Source organism: Streptomyces sp. T028 (assembly GCF_048159505.1).
Taxonomy (GTDB): domain Bacteria; phylum Actinomycetota; class Actinomycetes; order Streptomycetales; family Streptomycetaceae; genus Streptomyces.
Map to the genome: position 1 here is coordinate 53110 of NZ_JBLRVZ010000072.1, position 13969 is coordinate 67078.

General features: G+C 71.2%; 10 protein-coding genes. 6 read left to right on the forward strand and 4 right to left on the reverse strand.

What is annotated here, in order from left to right; all coding sequences use genetic code 11:
• Positions 1-193: 193 nt before the first annotated feature.
• Entirely contained in the window at positions 194-1855 is a 1662-nt protein-coding gene (locus tag ACLZN2_RS47165) for an MFS transporter (RefSeq protein ID WP_416986222.1), read from the reverse strand.
• 226 nt (positions 1856-2081) lie between these two features.
• Between ACLZN2_RS47165 and ACLZN2_RS47170 the strand changes: the two genes are divergently transcribed.
• The 4 genes from ACLZN2_RS47170 to ACLZN2_RS47185 all read left to right on the forward strand — a co-directional run bounded on the left by ACLZN2_RS47170 (position 2082) and on the right by ACLZN2_RS47185 (position 5990).
• The gene (locus tag ACLZN2_RS47170) at positions 2082-2576 is read left to right on the forward strand and encodes a VOC family protein (RefSeq protein WP_416986223.1); all 495 of its coding nucleotides are present in this window, start codon (positions 2082-2084) and stop codon (positions 2574-2576) included.
• Positions 2577-2605: 29 nt separating this feature from the next.
• The gene (locus ACLZN2_RS47175) at positions 2606-4288 is read left to right on the forward strand and encodes a bifunctional 3-(3-hydroxy-phenyl)propionate/3-hydroxycinnamic acid hydroxylase (protein WP_416986224.1); all 1683 of its coding nucleotides are present in this window, start codon (positions 2606-2608) and stop codon (positions 4286-4288) included.
• The gene (locus ACLZN2_RS47180; protein WP_416986225.1) at positions 4285-5124 is read left to right on the forward strand and encodes a fumarylacetoacetate hydrolase family protein; all 840 of its coding nucleotides are present in this window, start codon (positions 4285-4287) and stop codon (positions 5122-5124) included. The genes ACLZN2_RS47175 and ACLZN2_RS47180 overlap by 4 nt, the downstream gene beginning before the upstream one ends.
• Positions 5125-5204: 80 nt before the next feature.
• Positions 5205-5990 carry an IclR family transcriptional regulator gene (locus tag ACLZN2_RS47185; RefSeq protein WP_416986226.1) on the forward strand — a complete coding sequence of 262 codons (786 nt, stop codon included), beginning with the start codon at positions 5205-5207 and terminating at the stop codon, positions 5988-5990.
• Positions 5991-6185: 195 nt separating this feature from the next.
• Here the strand turns inward: ACLZN2_RS47185 and ACLZN2_RS47190 are convergent, their stop codons facing one another.
• Positions 6186-6794 carry a TetR family transcriptional regulator gene (locus tag ACLZN2_RS47190; protein ID WP_416986227.1) on the reverse strand — a complete coding sequence of 203 codons (609 nt, stop codon included), beginning with the start codon at positions 6792-6794 and terminating at the stop codon, positions 6186-6188.
• A 98-nt stretch (positions 6795-6892) separates the two neighbouring features.
• Between ACLZN2_RS47190 and ACLZN2_RS47195 the strand changes: the two genes are divergently transcribed.
• Complete coding sequence (locus ACLZN2_RS47195; RefSeq protein WP_416986228.1) at positions 6893-7870, forward strand: aldo/keto reductase; 978 nt, start codon at positions 6893-6895, stop codon at positions 7868-7870.
• A 137-nt stretch (positions 7871-8007) separates the two neighbouring features.
• Positions 8008-8841 carry an SDR family NAD(P)-dependent oxidoreductase gene (locus tag ACLZN2_RS47200; protein WP_416986229.1) on the forward strand — a complete coding sequence of 278 codons (834 nt, stop codon included), beginning with the start codon at positions 8008-8010 and terminating at the stop codon, positions 8839-8841.
• A 194-nt stretch (positions 8842-9035) separates the two neighbouring features.
• Here the strand turns inward: ACLZN2_RS47200 and ACLZN2_RS47205 are convergent, their stop codons facing one another.
• Together ACLZN2_RS47205 and ACLZN2_RS47210 are read right to left on the reverse strand one after the other, a co-directional pair.
• Positions 9036-10958, reverse strand: coding sequence for an ABC transporter ATP-binding protein (locus ACLZN2_RS47205; RefSeq protein ID WP_416986230.1), 1923 nt, complete (start codon positions 10956-10958; stop codon positions 9036-9038).
• 156 nt (positions 10959-11114) lie between these two features.
• A complete protein-coding gene (locus ACLZN2_RS47210) occupies positions 11115-13925 on the reverse strand; it encodes a BTAD domain-containing putative transcriptional regulator (protein ID WP_416986231.1) in 2811 nt (936 codons plus the stop codon).
• Positions 13926-13969 lie beyond the last annotated feature (44 nt).

Consider the following 13969-nt stretch of genomic DNA (forward strand, 5'->3'; position numbering starts at 1 on the left):
TAACAACCGCGATCTCATCCCGTGGAAGCCTTGGCGAGAGCCCTGTCCTGGCCCTGGTCACGAGGCGTCCGCTCCAGGCCGAGCAAGGAGTGCGGCGCCACGCAGCCCGGCTGTCCGCGAGGTGATGCCGCGGTACAGATGGATCACGGGAGATGTCCTTGGGGGAAGTCGGGGTGGGTGGCCTGAAGGCGGGTCAGTGACTGGGCAGCGCCTTGGCCTTCGGGGCGGCGGTGTCCATGTCCTGGTGGACCACGGAGGTGTCGGCCGCTTCCTCGCCGCCCAGGGCGGCAGGTACGTCCGCCGCACCGCGGTGCTGCAGGGCGAGTACGGCGATGAGCGCGGCCAGCAGGCTGGCGCCGGCGCAGAGGTACAGGCCGAGATCGAGGCCCGCTTCGAGGGTTTCGCGGGCCAGTGGGATCAGGGTGTTCGACAGCTCGCCGAGGTCGGCGTTGGCGACCGCGATCGCGCCGCCCTCGGCGTTGACGGCGCTGGCGACACCCATGGCCTCGGCGGGAAGCTTGGCGGCGCCGAGCTTCGCGGCGAGGGCGCTGCTCGCGGTGCCGAGGGCGACGGCGCTGACGATCGCGGGGCCCAGAGCCTGCCCGGTCTCGCGGACGAGGCTGGTGACCGCGCTCGCCATGCCGACGTGCCGTATGTCGACGGTGCCGACCGCGACGGCCGTCAGCGCGGAGAACATCGTGATGAAGCCGACCCCCAGCAGCAGGATCGGTCCGGCCATCGACGCCAGATCCGTGGCGTCACCCGGCAGCAGCGCCATCCAGATCTCGCCCGCCGCGAGTGACAGCAGGCCGCCGACGAGCAGGGCGCGGGGGTGCACACGCTCCAGCAGCCTCGGCAGGACGGGCGTGAGAAGCAGCGGGATCGCCTGGATGAGGGCGAAGGGCAGGGCGGCCTGGAGCGGTGAGAGGTGGTAGACCGCCTCCAGCTTGATGCTCAGCGCATAGGCGGTGCCGATGAAGCCGAACATGGCGAGCAGTCCGACGACGGCGGCCGCGGCGAAGGAGGGAATCCGGAAGAGCTCCAGCCGCAGCATCGGCGCCCGCGACGTGCGCTCCGCGACGAGGAAGCCCACGAACGCGGCGACGGCGATCGCGAAGGCGAGCACGATGTGCGCTGCGGTGTAGCCGTCGTTGGCGCCCTCGATGACGGCGTAGAGCAGCGCCAGCAGGGACACGGCGACGGTGATCTGGCCCGGCCAGTCGAGTCCGCGCCCGGCCGGCTCCCGGGAGTCGGTGATCCGGCGGGCGCTGACGGCCGCGGTGACCAGGCCGAGCACCGCGAGCGGTACGTAGGCCCAGTGCCAGTCGGTGTGCTCGGCGGTGAATCCGCTGATCAGCGGGGCGATCATGGCGCCGAACGCGAGGCTGACGGCCCAGTACGACAGGGCACGCGCGCGGGCGGCGGGCTCCGGGGTACCGGCGACGATCACCGCCAGCGACGAGGGGAAGATCGCCGCGGCGCCGAGTCCGGCGACCGCCTGTCCGGCGATGAGCTGGGTCAGCGAGCCCGAGGTCGCGACGACCAGGCAGCCGGTCGTGATCAGCAGTCCGCCGAGGACGAGCAGGCGCTTGCGTCCGAAGAGGTCGCCGAGGACGCCGAAGTTCAGCTCCAGGATGGCCGTCGGCAGGATGAACGCCGCCGGGATCCAGGCGAGCGCGGCGGCCGACGCCCCGAAGTCCCGCTGGATCTCTCCGATGATCGGGGACGCGAGAGGAATGCCGATCTGGGCCACACAGATGGCCAGGCAGGCGGCGATCAGGGTGGCGCGGCCCAGCGACGGTGGGCCCTCCGCAGCGGCCGGGGCAGCGGCTCTCCCGGCATCGGAACGGGTCATGGGGTGCCTCCAGTAGCGGCTTGAGCGGTCCCGGGCAGGCTCACCAGAAGCCAAGACCGGAGTCCCGCATACTCGGACGCTTGTAGCGTGAGACAGGACGCTGCACCCCAAGTCCTTGCATCGTCAAGAGGTGCGACCGGTGGAATTTACGCCGTTGACGTCGACATGCCCGGCGATTAGTGTCCCGCTAACCGAAACAAGCATCCTGAATTAGGGGACACCCGTTATGGCGATCACTGGACTCGGTCACACCGGCTTCTGGGTGGACGACCTGGAGACGATGCGCGACTTCTACTCCCGCGTCCTGGGGCTGACCGTCACCGACGAGGACGAGGAGCGGGGCATCGTGTTCTTCTCCTCGCGCCCCGAGGAGGAGCACCACGAGTTCGTCCTGCAGCGGGGCCGCACCGCCCCTCCGGGGGCCAAGCTCACGCACCAGGTGTCGTGGCGCGTGGACTCCCTGGAGTCGATCATCGACTTCCATCACCGGTTCCGCGCCGAAGGCATCGAGGTCCAGCAGGAAGTCACCCACGGCAACGCGATCGGGATCTACTTCTTCGACCCCGAGGGCAACCGCAACGAGGTCTACCTGCGGATCGAGCGCGACGTGCGCCAGCCGTTCCGCAAGACCATCGACCTCGACCAGGACCCGGCGGACGTGCTCGCCGAGGCAGAGCGGCTGCTGACCGAGGGCGGCCCCGCCTACCAGCCGGTCCAGTAACCAGCGGCCCTAACGACGGAAGGCCCTCCATGACGCACCCCCTTCCGGCGGCACGGCCCGACGTGCTCATCGTCGGCGCCGGCCCGACCGGGCTGACGGCCGCCCATCTGCTCGGGTCGCGGGGCGTACGGGTGCTGCTGGTGGAACGCAACGCCACCACCAGCAACGACGCCAAGGCGATCAGCCTCGACGACGAGTCGCTGCGCACGCTCCAGTCGGCCGACGGCCTCGACGAGGCGGTCTACCCGATCCTCGTACCCGGCACCGGCACGAAGTACTTCGGCATCGGCGGCCGGACGCTCCTGCACGCCCGAGGCACCGGCGACCAGCGCTTGGGACATCCGTTCAAGAACCCCTTCGCCCAGCCCGACCTGGAGCGCGTGCTGCGCGAGCAGCTGCGCCGCCTCCCCAGCGTCGACGTCCGCTTCGACACCCGGCTGACATCCCTCGTCACCCAGCACCCCGACCGGGTGCGCGTCTCGCTGCGAACAGGTGGGGAGGACGGGCCGGTCGAGGAACTGGACGTCCGTTACGTCCTCGGCTGCGACGGCGGCCGCAGCACCGTACGCGACCTGCTGTCCATCCCCATGCAAGGGCGCAGCTTCCCCGACGTGTGGCTGGTCGTCGACACCCTCCAGGACCCGCACGACCAGCGTTACGGCATGCACCACGGCGACCCCGAGCGGCCCGTCGTCATCGTCCCCGGGCGGGACGGACGCTGCCGCTACGAGTTCCGTCTGAAGCCGGGCGAGTGCGAAGCGGGCACTCCTCCCCCGATCGCGCTGGTGCGCCAGCTCCTGGAGCCCTACCGGGAGATCACCGCCGAGCAGGTCGAGCGCGCGGTCGCCTACAGCTTCCACGCGCTGCTCGCCGACCGGCTGCGCGACGGCCGCTGCTTCCTGCTCGGCGACGCCGCGCACATGATGCCGCCGTTCGCCGGCCAGGGCCTCAACTCCGGTGTCCGGGACGCGGCCAACCTGTGCTGGAAGATCGAGGAGGTCCTCGCAGGCCGGGCCGGCGACGCGCTCCTCGACACATACGACACCGAGCGGCGCCCGCACGCCCGTGCCGTGATCGACCTCTCCGTACGGCTCGGCCGGATCGTCATGACCACCAGCCGCCCCCGCGCCCTGCTGCGCGACCTACTGGTGCGCACGGCCATGCACACCCCGCCGGGACGCCGCTACCTCACCGAGATGCGCTACCGCCCCGACACCCGAGTACGGACGGGAGCCATCGTCCCGCTCGACGGCCCGGGCCGTGAACTCGTCGGCACGCCGCTGCCGCAGCCGCGGGTCCTGCACGGGCCGCACCATCGCCTCACCCGGCTCGACGACGTCCTCGGACAGGGCTGGAGCCTGCTCGGGATCGGCGCGAGCGACGCCGACTGGGCGACCGTCACGAGGGCCGGCCTCCCGGACGCCACCGCTGTGGACGTCTTCCTGGACGACCGCGCACCGCGTGACCATGCCGGACGGACGGGGATCGCCGACGCCGACGGCCGACTCGACGCCCTCTTCACCGAACTGACCGGATGCTTCGTGCTCGTACGCCCCGACCGTCTGGTGGCCGCCGTGTTCACCCCCGACCGGGCCGGGCTCGCCGGCGCGGAGCTACGGCGCTTCGCCGCCCGCCCCCTCACGGCCACCGTCCCTCCCACCCCGGATCCCGCCCCCGAAATCCGGCACGACCCCACAGGAGTACCCCGATGAGGCTCAGCACCGTCCGTGTCGCCGACCACCAGACCGCGGCCGCCCGGCAGGAAGTCGGGGAACTCGTCCTGCTGCCCTACTCCGACATCGGCGCCCTGCTCGCCACCGGTGACGACTGGCAGGACCGGGCGGCCTCCACCGGCGGCGAGCGCCTGCCCCTGGCCGGGGCATCCTTCGCCCCCCTCGTCCCCCACCCGAACAAGATCATCTGCCTGGGTCTCAACTACACCACCCACATCAAGGAGATGGGCCGCCCCACCCCTGCCCATCCCACCCTGTTCGCCAAGTACGACGGTTCCCTGATCGGCGCGCACGACGACATCCACATGCCTCCGGTCAGCGACGACCTCGACTGGGAGGCCGAACTGGGCGTCGTCATCGGCCGCCCGGGCCGCCATGTGCCGCGTCGCAAGGCCCTTGAGTACGTCGCCGGCTACACGGTCGCCAACGACGTGACCGTACGCGACTGGCAGCACCGCACCCGCGAGTTCCTCTCCGGCAAGACCTTCGAAGCCACCACCCCCATCGGCCCTGTGCTCGTCACCCCCGACGAACTCCCGCCAGGCGCCTCTGGGTTGACCATCGAGTGCAGCGTCGACGGCCACACCGTGCAGAAGTCCAACACCGCCGACCTGCTCTTCGACGTCGCCGACGTCATCGCCTACGTCAGCACGATCATCACGCTGCTGCCCGGCGACCTGATCCTCACCGGCACCCCGGGAGGCGTGGGCGCCGGCCGCGATCCGAAGGTGTTCCTACGCCCCGGGCAGGAACTCGTCACCGCTGTGGAGAGCATCGGGGAACTGCGCAACACCGTCGTCAAGGACCGGCTGTAAACCGGGCCGCCGAACGAGCAGGGGCCGGGCGGCCGGGCTCGGGCGCCACCGGACCGCGCCCGGCCGCTACAGTGTCTCGCATGTCAGGAAAAGCATCTCCCAGCTACCGCGACCGCAACTCCACGGCCGACCGGGCTCTGGACATCCTGACCATGTTCGACGACACCCAGCTCGTCGTCTCCGGAACAGCCGTGGCCGAGCGGCTCGGCGTGGCGCGCTCCACCGCCTACCGCTATCTGCAGAGCCTCGTGGCCGGGCGCTTCCTCGAAGAAGCCCCGGGCGGCGGCTTCCGGCTCGGCCTGCGGGTACTGGAGATCGCCCGGCTGGCCCGCCGCAGCTACGGCCTGTCCGAAGTCGCACTGCCGTCGATGGAGGCCCTCGCCGGGGACGTGCGCGAGACGGTCCTGCTGACCCGGCGTGTCGGGGACCTGGTGGTGTGCGTGGACCGCGCGGAGAGCACCCGCGCGGTCCGCATCTCCTACGAGCGCGGCAGCGCCCTGCCGATCAACGCCGGCGCCTCCGCCCTCGTCCTACTCGCCTGGAGCCCGGACGACGAGGCCCGCAGTCTGCTTCAGGCCGCCGAGCTGCGCCGCTTCACCCCGGCCACCCTCACCGACGTCGACGCCCTGATGGAACGCCTCGGCCGGATCCGCCGCCTCGGCTACTCCGTCACCCGCGGCGAACTGGACCCCGACGTGGTCGGCATCGCCGCGCCGATCCGGGACGGGAACAAGCAGGTGGTCGCCGCCGTGAGCGTCACCGCCCTCGCCTCCCGGATCTACCCGGAGGCCGAGACGGAGATCGCCCAGAAAGTCATCGCCACCGCACACGAGATCAGCGACCGAATGGCCGTCGTCGCGGGGTGACCGGTGGTCGGTCACCTGCCCCAACCGGCGTGAGCGAAGCAGTCGCACCGCCGAAATGGCAGGACGCCCGGCTGCGACGGAGCCCCACACCAGCGCCGCCGACCGCACGGGCATCACCGCAGCGGCGCTGTGGAGACGGACCGGTGCCGCCACAGCGCGCTGCCACCCCTGACCGGGCGCGTCCGCTGTGGATGGTCAGTCCGTGGAGTCGGCGGTGTCGTTCGCCGCGGCGGGAAAAAGGCGTTGGACAGCCGCGACGACGGCGGCACGCCGGGCTGCCGGAGAGGGGTCGCGGACCTGGTCGGCGGTCGCGTCCACCAGATCGAGCTGGCCGGCCCAGGCCATGGCGATCTGGTTGAGGAAGACAAGGATGTCGATGGGCTCCCAGGAGGGATCCAGGTGCCCGGTTTCCTGGGCCTTGCGGAGCTGCTCGACCTTGCGGCGGACGGTTTCCCGCGTGGCGCTGTCGGTGTCGTCGCCCGCGAACTCCAGCCGGCCCCAGCTCATGAGCCGGTAGCGGTCGGGGTGGCTCACGAAGTAGTCGTGCACCCGCCCGGCGTATTCGGGCAGATCGGTGGGGTCCAGGCGGGTCGCCTCGGCCACCGCGGCGATCTCCTGGTCGGCGATGAACCGATAGAGCTCCTCCTTGCTGCGGAAGTACGCGTAGAGGCGTTCCGAGCTGGTCTTCGCGGCCTTGGCGATGCGCGTGATCCGCGCGCCTGCGATCCCGTACCGGGCGAACTCGGCCCGTGCCGCGGTGACGATGCGGTCGCGGGTGGAGTCCGCGCTGGTCGAAGAGGTCATGTCTTAAGGCTACCTAACCAAAATCTTCTGTTTGGCAAATGCTACCCGCAGGGCGTACGGTCAAAGCAAAGATTTTGGTTTGACTTGAGGAGCACCTCATGCAGCACCGGACACTCGGCAGCCAGGGCCTGACCGTCTCGGCGATCGGCTACGGCTCGATGGGCCTGACCATGGCCTACGGCCCCGGCGACGAGCAGGAGGGCATCGCCGCCGTCCGGCGCGCCCACGACCTGGGCGTCACCTTCTTCGACACCGCCGAGCTCTACAACTGGGGCACCGGCTCCAACGAGGCCCTGGTCGGCGACGCGGTCAGGGACTTCCGCGACGACGTGGTCCTGGCCACCAAGTTCGGCTTCGAGCAGACCGAGCAGGGCCTGGGCCTCAACAGCCGCCCCGACAACATCCGCAAGGTCGCCGACAACAGCCTGCGCAACCTCGGCACCGACCGCCTCGACGTCCTCTACCAGCACCGTGTCGACCCGGACGTGCCGATCGAGGAGGTCGCGGGCACCGTCAAGGAGCTGATCGAGGCGGGCAAGGTCAAGTACTTCGGCCTGAGCGAGGCGGGCCCGGAGACCATCCGCCGCGCCCACGCCGTACAGCCGGTCTCCGTCCTCCAGACCGAGTACAGCCTCTTCGAGCGGGACGTGGAACAGCTCTTCCCGGTCCTCGACGAACTCGGCATCGGCTTCGTCGCCTACTCCCCGCTGGGCCGCGGCTTCATCACCGGCACCGCCAAGCCGGCCGCCGAGTACGACGCCACGGACATGCGCCACTTCGACCCGCGCTGGGAACCGGGCAACTTCGAGAAGAACGTCGAGGCCGTGGGCAGGCTCGGTGACCTGGCCGCCGCCAAGGGCGCCACGGTGGCCCAGCTGGCCCTGGCCTGGCTGCTCACCCGCGGCGAGCACATCGTGCCCATCCCCGGCACCCGCAGCGTCAAGCGCATCGAGGAGAACACCGGCGCCGCCGACGTCACCCTCACCGAGGCCGATCTCGCCACCATCGCCGAGATCCTGCCCCACGGCGGCTTCGGTGCCCGCTACGCCGAGGGCCACGTGCCCACCTGGATCTGACCCCATCCCCGGGCCGGAACCGCCCTTCGGCTCCGTCGGGGCCCTCCCTCCGACGGCCCCGACGGAGCCCCACGCACCTACCGTCCGGAGCCAACCGGCGAGTCCGCCGCCGCACACCCCCGAACAGGACATCGATCATGAAGCAGACCATCGTCATCACCGGCGCCAGCGACGGCATCGGCGCCTCCGCGGCCCGGCAACTGGCCGCCAGGGGCGAGGAAGTCGTCCTCGTGGGCCGGTCCCAGGCCAAGACCGCGGCCGTCGCACAGGACCTGGGAGCCCGCCACTACGTGGCGGACTTCGCCGACCTCGCGCAGGTTCGCGACCTCGCGGGCAAGCTCAACGCGGCCTACCCGCGTATCGACGTGCTCGCCAACAACGCCGGCGGCATCATGGGCGACCGCGAGCTGACCGTCGACGGCTTCGAGAAGACCTTCCAGGTCAACCACCTGGCCCCGTTCCTGCTCACCAGCCTGCTGATGCCCGCCCTGACCGCCGGCAACGCCAAGGTCGTCCAGACCGCCAGCGCCGCGGCGAAGCAATGGGGCCACATCGACATGGACGACCTGCAGAACGAGAAGGACTACGCCCCGAACAAGGCGTACGGCAACGGGAAACTGGCCAACATCCTGTTCACCCGGGAGCTGCACCGCCGCTACCACGCGCAGGGAATCGCGGCGGTGGCCTTCCACCCCGGTGTCGTGGCCACGAACTTCGCCAGCGACACGACCCACTTCATGCGATACGTCTACCACACGCCCGTGATCAAGAACCTGTTCACGATCAGCCCGGACAAGAGCGCCAAGGAACTGGTCTGGCTCGCCGAGGGCACCCCCGGGACCACCTGGCAGCCCGGCGAGTACTACGAGAAGCGCAAGCCGGCGCCCTCCACCGAACAGGCCCGCGACCGCGAACTGGCCCGCCTGCTGTGGGACCGCAGCGCCGACCTGCTGTCGCTCACCACGCACTGACGTACCACGCGTCATCAGGGGGGCGGTCCGGGCCGGAACCCGGAGCTGCGACGCCGTAGAAAGCGGGCCGACTCGGATCGGCCCGCACTACGGAGGGGAGATCCCGCCGCACGGCGACTGACTGCCGAGGGCACCCAGGCCGACCCGGGCCCCCGTATCGTCCATGCCGGTGAGGGCGTCCGTGACCGGCTCGGTCACGTGGGCCCGGTGCTCGTACGAGCGTGCGACGACGTCGTCCTGCGGTCCCCGTCCGGCGCCGGGTCGGCCGGTCCGGGCAGCCCGTTGAGACCGGCTTCTGGGACCGGGCCTCCCAGGGCCGACTCGGTGCTCTCGCCGAGGAAGCCGCCCGACTGGTGCTGCCACAGCTTGGCGTAGGCACCGTTCGCCGCGAGCAGTTCGCAGTGGGAGCCCTGCTCGACGACGTTTCCCCGGTCGAGGACGACGAGACGGTCCATGCCGGCGACGGTGCTCAGACGGTGGGCGACGACGAGGGCCGTACGTCCGTCCATCAACCGCCACAGGGCGTCCTGGACGAGGAGTTCGCTCTCCGAGTCCAGGGCGCTGGTCGCCTCGTCGAGCAGCAGGATCGGGGCGTCGCGCAGGATGGCCCTGGCGAGGGCCACGCGCTGGCGCTGGCCGCCCGAGAGTTTCACTCCCCGCTCCCCCACCAGAGTGCCGAAGCCGTCGGGGAGTTGGTCGGCGAACTCCGTGACGTGCGCGGCCGCGGCCGCGGCGTGGATCTCCTCGTCGGTGGCACCGGGCCGGGCGAAGGCGATGTTGTCCCGCAGGCTGCGGTGGAACATGGCGGGTTCCTGCGGGACGTAGGCGATCAGTGAGCGCAGGTCGGCCTGGCGCAGCCGGCTGATGTCCTGACCACCGATCAGGACGCGTCCGTCGTCGATGTCCGACATCCGCAGCAGGAGCCGGGTAAGGGTGGTCTTGCCGCCGCCGGACCTGCCGACCAGACCGACCCGTGCGCCTGCGGGCACGTCCAGGTCTAGTCCCCGGAAAATCGGTTTCGCGCCCGTGTGGGCGAAGCTCACCGTCTCGAAGCGGATGCCGGTGTCCCGCGGTGCGAGGGGTTCGGGCTCCGCCGGGTCGAGCACGGTGGGCGGATCCAGCAGCAGCTCGGTGAACTGCGCGGCCTCGGTCATCGAGCTTTCCAGCCGCCGGTAGATCTGGTTGAACTCGAACATGATCTGGGTCGCGTTGGAGTAGTAGGTGAAGGCGACGACGACCTCCTCCACTCCCTGGCCCGAGCCACCGAAGGCGATGGCGACCACCAGGCCCAGCACGTTGGTCAGCACGGACATGGGGGCGATCAGGGTGTCGACGCGCAGATTGCCGTAGTCCCACGACCTCAGCGTCAGGCGTCGGGAGTCCGCGACACGGCTGCGGTGTTCGTCGGCCTCCCGCCGCTCCGCCGCGAACGCCCGGATGGTCTCCATGTTCATGAGGCTGTCGGCGACGTGGCCGGAGACCCGGGCGATCGCCGCCTCACGGTCGTTGACGAGCCGCTGCCGGCGACGGACCAGAGGTGTCGCGGCCACCACGGTCAGCACGATCATCACGAGGAGGCCGGCGACGAGCATCGGTTCGTAGCTCCACAGCACCACGGCACCGAACACCAGGGGGACGAGACTGCCCACGATCCGGTACGTCACCGTGTCGACGAAGTCCTCGAAGCGCTTGCCGTAGCTCAGCACCCGTTTGGTCAGGGAGCCGGCGAAGTTGTCGTGGAAGAACGCCGCGTCCTTGGCGAGGAGTTCGTCCATGCCGCTCACGTACAGGTGCTCCATGCCGAGCGCGTCCACGCGGTTCAGGCAGTGCTGCCCGACCCGCCACACGGCCTCGGCGAGCAGCAGCGTCACGCCGAAGCCCAGCACGTACGGCAGCGCCGAGCCGAGGGTGAGACCGCCGCCGTCGGCGGCCCGTCCCGCCAGTTTGGCGATCAGCAGGGGGGCGATGTAGCGGGTGCCGATGTTGCCCAGGGCCGGCAGCAGCAGCGCGGGCAGGGCAAGCCGTCGCAGTCGCAGCATTTCCCGGCCGTAGCGGCGCAGTGCCAGAACGACCGCGCTCCTGCCCGGCATCGGCCCTCGCATGTCTGTTGTCCCCATCACACTCCCTTTGGTTCGGAAGTCGGAAGTGTCCCGTCCGGGGAGACCCTCGGTCCAGGCATTTACCGCGGACCGGAGAGAACCGGAGAGAACCGGACATCGTTGCGTTCGGCGTACGGCGTTGCGTTCGGCGTTCGGCGGGATCGGGGCCGGGCCCTACGCCCGCAGGCGGGCCAGTACTTGTTCGGCCCGCGCGGTGCGGTTCTGGGCCCGGTACAGCGTCAGGGACTGCTGCCAGGCGTCGCGGGCGAGAGCGGGGCGGCCCATGGCATGGTGGGTCTCGGCCAGGTTCGCGAGGGTGTCCGCCTCGTTCGAGGAGTCCGCGTGCTCGCGGAAGAGGGCCAGGGCCTGCTGGTAGTGCTCCAGGGCCTGCGCGTGCCGGCCGGTGTGGTGGGCGATGTAACCGAGGCTGTCGAGGGTGGAGGCGGCGTCGGCGGGACGGCCGTGTTCGCGGTAGAGACGCAGCGCCTGCTCGCAGTGGCTGCGTGCCTGCGGATGGCGGCCGAGCTGGGCGTGCATCCAGCCGACGGCGTTGAGCTGGTTGGCCTGCCACAAGGGGTTGTCCAGCTGCTGGTAGAGGGCGAGGGCGCGTTGTGCGTACTCCAGCGCGCGCTCGTCGTCGCCGTGCTGCTCCCAGACCCGGCCGAGGGTACGGCAGATGTGTGCCTGGCCTGCGGTGTCGTTGGTGCGTTCGGCCAGGGTGAAGGCGAGGGCGAGCTGGTCCAGGGCCTCGCCGTGGTCGCCTGTCAGCGAGCAGGCGTGGCCGTAGCGCCAGTGGGCCAGGGCTCTGGGGGCGGGGAGGTCTCCGCCGCGTTCGGCCGCGGTCAGGGCGATCCGCCAGACGGTGAGGTACTCCGTCAGGTGGTGGCCGCCCTGGTGGTACGAGATGAGGGACCAGGCCAGTTGCCACACCTGGGTGTGGCGGCCGGTGGCCGAGGCGAGGGACTGGACGGCGAGGAGGCACGCGTGTTCCTCGTCGAACCACCGGAGCGCGGGCATGGTGTCCGCCGGGCTCAGCGGGCCGCATCCGGGCGCCGGTGGCTCCAGCCGGAACGCGAACGGTGTGTTCGGGCCGTCCAGGAGCCGGTTGGCCGCGTAGGCGGTGTGCACATGGAAGTCGACGAGCCGGGTCAGGGCGGCCTCTTGGTCCTGGCCGGGCTGCCGGCGGGCGAGTTCGGCGGCGTACAGACGGACCAGGTCGTGCATCCGGTAGCGGCCCGGTCGGTGCTGTCGCACCAGGTGGGCGGACTCCAGCTCCATCAGCAGAGCCCGGGTTCGGGCCGGGGCGAGCCCGGCGAGGCTCGCCGCCGCGGCCAGGCCGATGTCCGGGCCGGGGGCCAGGCCGAGGAGGACGAACAGGGTGCCGGCCGGCGGGGTGAGCGCGCGGTGGGAGGCGGCGAAGGCCGCGCGGAGGCCGGCGGTGAGATCGCCGATGTCCAGCGCGTCGAGGCGGTCGGCGGCCTGGTTCAGTTCCGCGGCCAGGACAGCGAGCGGGAAGTCCGGGTGGGTGGCGGCGCGGGCGGCCACGATCCCCAGGGCCAGCGGCAGCCCCGCGCAGTGGTCCACCAGTGCGGCCGCCGCCTCGGGTTCGGCCGCGACCCGGGGTGCGCCGAGATGGCCGACCAGCAGTTCGCGCGCCTCGTCCCGGCCCAGAACGTCAAGGGGCAGCGACCGGGCGCCGTGCGTCGCCACAAGGCCGGTCAGACGGTTGCGGCTGGTGATCAGAACGGTGCACGAGGGGGTGCCCGGCAGCAGGGGGCGGACCTGGTCGGCGTCGCGGGCGTTGTCCAGGAGGATCAGCATGCGCCTGCCGGCGACCAGACTCCGGTACCGCGCGGTCTGTGCGTCCGGGTCCGTCGGGATGCCGGCCGGGTCGGCGTGCAGCGCGTCGAGGAAGGCGCGCACCGCGAGGGCGGTGGGCATCGGCGGCTCGGCCGGGTCGAACCCGCGCAGGTTCACGTACAACTGGCCGTCCGGAAACCGGTCCGCGTTCTCATGCGCCCAGCGCACGGCCAGCCAGGTCTTGCCGATGCCTCCGATACCGCCGATCGCCGAGATCACCACGGTCCCGCCCGAGCCGCCGGCGGTACCCACGGAGGCGTCGAGGGCATCCGTGAGCTGGTCCAGTTCCTTGCCGCGGCCGGTGAACACCCCTGGTGGCGCGGGAAGTTGGCGGGGCACGGGCAGCCGGGAGACGACCGCCGGCGAGGCGGGCGGCGCAGCCAGTGAGGGGTCGGCCGTGAGGATCCGCTGGTGCAGCTCCCGCAAAGGCGCCCCGGGATCGACGCCGAGCTCCTCGGCCAGCCGTTCCCGGGTGCGCCGGTAGTGTCCGAGGGCGTCGGCCGCCCGCCCGGATCGGTACAGGGCGAGTATCAGCTGACCGGCCAGCCGCTCGTCCATCGGGCACGCCTCGGCCCTCGCGGTCAGCTCGGCCAGCAGCTCGCCGTGGCGGCCATGGCGCAGCGCGAGGTCGTTGCGGTCCAGCTCGACCGCGAGCCGTTCGCGGGCGAGGGTTTCGCGCAGCGCTCCGAACCAGGGGGTGTCCAGGGTGGCGAACGGCTCGGCCCTCCACAGGCCGAGGGCCTCCTCCAACAGGGCCGCGGCGCGCTCGCCGTCCTCCGCGGTCCTGGCCCGCGCCACCAGGTGCCTGAACCGGTGCAGGTCCACCGCCGAGGCGTCGACGGTGAGCTGGTAGCCGCCCGGCTCCTCCCCGATCCGCGCCCCCGCGCCGTGGACCCGGCCGAGGGCCTGTCGCAGGCGGGACACGTAACTGTAGAGAGTGGGACGGAACCGCTGCGGGGGCCGGTCCGCCCAGACGCGGTCGGCCAGTTGGTCCACCGAGACGGTGCGGTTGGCGTCGACCAGGAGCGCCGCCAGCACGGACCGCTGTCTCATGTGCCCGATGTCGAGCGGCCGGTCGTCCACCCGGACCTCGATGTCACCGAGCACCGTGAACCGCACCGTCACAGCACCGACCCCCTGTTCCCACGGGCGGTCCCCAGCCCTTCGCC

Bases quoted from the DNA above. Each gene is read 5' to 3' on its own strand.
- ACLZN2_RS47165 (WP_416986222.1), bottom strand. From the start codon at position 1,855: ATGACCCGTTCCGATGCCGGGAGAGCCGCTGCCCCGGCCGCTGCGGAG.
- ACLZN2_RS47170 (WP_416986223.1), top strand. From the start codon at position 2,082: ATGGCGATCACTGGACTCGGTCACACCGGCTTCTGGGTGGACGACCTG.
- ACLZN2_RS47175 (WP_416986224.1), top strand. From the start codon at position 2,606: ATGACGCACCCCCTTCCGGCGGCACGGCCCGACGTGCTCATCGTCGGC.
- ACLZN2_RS47180 (WP_416986225.1), top strand. From the start codon at position 4,285: ATGAGGCTCAGCACCGTCCGTGTCGCCGACCACCAGACCGCGGCCGCC.
- ACLZN2_RS47185 (WP_416986226.1), top strand. From the start codon at position 5,205: ATGTCAGGAAAAGCATCTCCCAGCTACCGCGACCGCAACTCCACGGCC.
- ACLZN2_RS47190 (WP_416986227.1), bottom strand. From the start codon at position 6,794: ATGACCTCTTCGACCAGCGCGGACTCCACCCGCGACCGCATCGTCACC.
- ACLZN2_RS47195 (WP_416986228.1), top strand. From the start codon at position 6,893: ATGCAGCACCGGACACTCGGCAGCCAGGGCCTGACCGTCTCGGCGATC.
- ACLZN2_RS47200 (WP_416986229.1), top strand. From the start codon at position 8,008: ATGAAGCAGACCATCGTCATCACCGGCGCCAGCGACGGCATCGGCGCC.
- ACLZN2_RS47205 (WP_416986230.1), bottom strand. From the start codon at position 10,958: ATGGGGACAACAGACATGCGAGGGCCGATGCCGGGCAGGAGCGCGGTC.